Below are 3245 nucleotides of genomic sequence, written 5' to 3'. Positions count from 1 at the left end.
CCACCTTTCCTATCATCTCCTTAATTTCAATAATAGCTTTCGATTCACCTATAATATCCGAATTCATTGTTTTGGATATTTTCTTTTTTAGCTGTTTAGTTTCAGTTACTAATGTGTTTCTATCTAAGGCATTTCGTACACTAACCAAAAGTCTATTTAGATCTAATGGCTTTTGAATAAAATCGAACGCGCCTTTCTTTATTGCATCTACTGCGGTATCCAATGTTCCATGGCCGCTTACCATAATAATTGGTAGATCCGGATTTAGAATATTGATTCTTTCTAGTACCTCTATGCCATCCATAGCCGGCATTTTAATATCACACAGCACTAAATCGTATTGATTATTTCTTATAAACTCTAATCCTGATTTACCGTTTTCAGCATCGTCTATTTCAAATTTTTCGTATTCCAGAATATCTCGTAGACTATTTCTAATACTCTTTTCGTCGTCTATTATTAAAATCTTAGGCATATTAATTAGTGGAATTGAATTGTTTTTGAGTGGGACTAATCAAACAGTGTACCAGAACAGAGAATGTTATTTTTTCGAAGTGTCTAATTTTATATACCCAAGTACATCGCGTTTATTCATTTGGATTTTGAATTCCCCAAATTCTGTATCACCAAAGGTATACTTAACCTCATATTTTCCATCAACTATTTTTAAAGGAAGATCTATTGGTTCTGCGCCTTTCCTGATAAAAACTAGGCTGCATGAATTTATTTCTTTTCCTGAGCTGAATTTTAAAATCATTGGTTTTGTAATTTGGCCTTTGAGAGGTAATTCTGTGCTGATTTTTAAATTGATATATCCATTATAAAAAATGGGTGTTTTAATGAATTTTGAGAACGACGGCATTTTAGGCACTAATGCATTTCTCTTGTCAACTGGGCTATGCGCTAATCCGAAATCTACTGGATCAGAGATGAAATAAGTGGGATTAAATTTCCTAATATATCGTTTTAGGGTGTAATCATAACTTCCCGAAGCCCAAGTTGGATCTGAAAGATATAAGGAGTCTTCCAATTTAACTTTAATCCATGTGTGATTAGGAACAGGAAGATAATTAATATGTGCTGCAGGCTGCCATTTGGCGAATCCTTCAATAGTTTCAGCCCAGATTCCAGCTTCGTCGCAAAGTTCTACTAAGAAGTTTGCAATTCCTGCCGCATCAGCAACTCCCTCTTTTAAAATTTTTTCTGGCTTTTGTTCACCTTTAGGGCTAAACACAATGTTTTGAGCCACCCAACGAAATAATATTCGGTAGCGCCCATAATCTTCATCTATATCCTCTGTAATAGTCTCTGCTAAGTCTGCCGTATTTGAGAATTTTTTATCCTTGTAGGCTAAAGCTAATATATCATACTTAGAATAATCTAAAGATCTTAGAATTAATTCAGAGCTTTCTTGATTCTCTTCTTGGGCATTTATGTTAAATGGAATGCTAAGAAAAATAAAGAATATTAGTTTTTTCATGCTCGTGGTTCATTGTGTAAAGTACAAATCTTTTTTATTGATTTAAAAACATACTGTACTTAGCAATATCTGGACCGTTTAATATTTATCGCGATATAGATGTATAGCAGAATAAATGCTACCAACCAAGTTCGTAGAAATCAGTTCTCCTATCTTTTAATACGTCATTATAATCATTCACCATTTTGTCGCTCGAAAGGGAAAGGTCTATTTCAACGAAATCTAAGTGCGTTTTATCAACAGGTGCAGAAGAAAGCACTTCGCTATTAAAAGAGGTGATTTGACTTTGACCTGTAAAGAGGAAATCGTCATCTCCCCTCGTCTCTTTTCCTATTCGGTTTGTTGTGATGGCAAAAACTCTATTTTCGATACACCTTGTTGTCATTGCCTTTTGGCAATAAGGTAGAACTAGATTGCAGGGATGTGCTATTATCTGCGCCCCTTTTAATGCCAATGTTCTTGTTACTTCTGGGAATATCCAATCAAAGCAAACCATCATTCCGATTTTCATTTCCTTTACCTCATATACCTGTAATTTGTTTTCTCCTGGGGTAAACCAAAGTTTTTCTTTATTGAATAGATGGATTTTTTGAAAGGTACCTATTACTTCATCTTGATATACCATAATTGAGGAGTTGTATACCTTAGAATTGATAATTTCAGGAAAACCAGATACGATTACCGCGCTAGTCTCTTTGGATAAGCCTTTTAGGAAATTTGCAGTTAGTCCATTTTTATCCTCAGCAAGCTCTTCGGCTTCCTCTTTACTCGTAAACGTATAACCAGTTGCAAAGAGCTCAGGAAGTACAATAAGGTCTGCAGTAATGCCTTCTAAGGCCTTTGCGACATCCTTGAAGTTTTGTTGTTTGTTACCAAATATTGGTTCGTTCTGATAGTATCCAACTTTCATAAGTTCTCTTTTTATTTTTTATCAGATTTGTTTTTGAAAATGTCTCTTGATAAAGATAAAAAGATGATCGAAATAATCCTTAAAAGAATTCTTTCATCTTTTCAAAGAAGCCTTTGTCTTTGTTTGATGGATTAGGGATAAAGTTTTCCGAATCTTTAAGTTGATCCATAATCTTCTTCTCATCTTTAGAGAGTGATTGAGGAGTCCAAACATTTATATTTACAAGTAAATCTCCTGAGCCATGTCCATGTACACTTTCAATTCCTTTTCCTCTTAATCGAAGAATTTTTCCTCCTTGAGTTCCTTCATCAATTTTTATTTTGACTTTACCTCCTAATACAGGAATTTCGGATGAGGTTCCGAAAATAGCATCTGGAAAACTTACGTAATGATCGTAATGTAGATTATTGCCATCCCTAACAAAGTCTTCATGAGGAATTTCCTCTATTAGTACATGTAAATCACCGGCAACACCGTTTCTAGCACCTGCATTACCTTGTCCTCCAATAGACAATTCCATGCCGTCTTCAACTCCTGCTGGGATCTTTATTGTAATTGTTTCTTGATCTTTAACAATACCGTTTCCTTGACAGTCGTTGCATTTATTCTCTATCGTTTGACCTTGGCCACTACATGCCGGACAAGTTGCTGTTGTTTGCATCTGTCCTAAAATTGTATTCGATATACGGGTTACCTGGCCAGAACCACCACATTGTGTACATGACGTAAAGCCGCCTCCTTGTGCACCACTGCTATCACAAGTAGAACAACTAATGTATTTATTAACCTTTACTTTTTTCTCAACACCAGTTGCGACTTCTTCAAGTGTCATTTTTATTTTTATCCGGAGGTTTG

At 35.2% G+C, this 3245-nt stretch carries 4 protein-coding genes; all 4 read right to left on the bottom strand.

The window, feature by feature from the left end:
- Nucleotides 1-475: sigma-54-dependent Fis family transcriptional regulator (locus HRT72_07180; protein ID NQY67489.1), on the bottom strand; the 475-nt coding region annotated here is incomplete at its 3' end.
- A 66-nt stretch (nucleotides 476-541) separates the two neighbouring features.
- Nucleotides 542-1480: a hypothetical protein gene (locus tag HRT72_07175; protein NQY67488.1), complete on the bottom strand. Its 939-nt coding sequence runs from the start codon at nucleotides 1478-1480 to the stop codon at nucleotides 542-544.
- A 118-nt stretch (nucleotides 1481-1598) separates the two neighbouring features.
- Nucleotides 1599-2390 (bottom strand): hypothetical protein, encoded by a 792-nt coding sequence (locus HRT72_07170; protein NQY67487.1) that lies wholly within the window; start codon nucleotides 2388-2390, stop codon nucleotides 1599-1601.
- 79 nt (nucleotides 2391-2469) lie between these two features.
- On the bottom strand, nucleotides 2470-3245 hold a 776-nt coding region (locus HRT72_07165; GenBank protein NQY67486.1), incomplete at its 5' end, for a molecular chaperone DnaJ.

Source organism: Flavobacteriales bacterium, from assembly GCA_013214975.1.
GTDB lineage: Bacteria > Bacteroidota > Bacteroidia > DT-38 > DT-38 > DT-38.
Note: the sequence above shows the minus strand (reverse complement) of the source record. Positions and strands in the feature narration are given on the sequence as shown.

What these genes read in the sequence shown, in the direction of transcription:
- HRT72_07175 (NQY67488.1), bottom strand. Translation starts at nt 1,480, where the DNA reads ATGAAAAAACTAATATTCTTTATTTTTCTTAGCATTCCATTTAACATA.
- HRT72_07170 (NQY67487.1), bottom strand. Translation starts at nt 2,390, where the DNA reads ATGAAAGTTGGATACTATCAGAACGAACCAATATTTGGTAACAAACAA.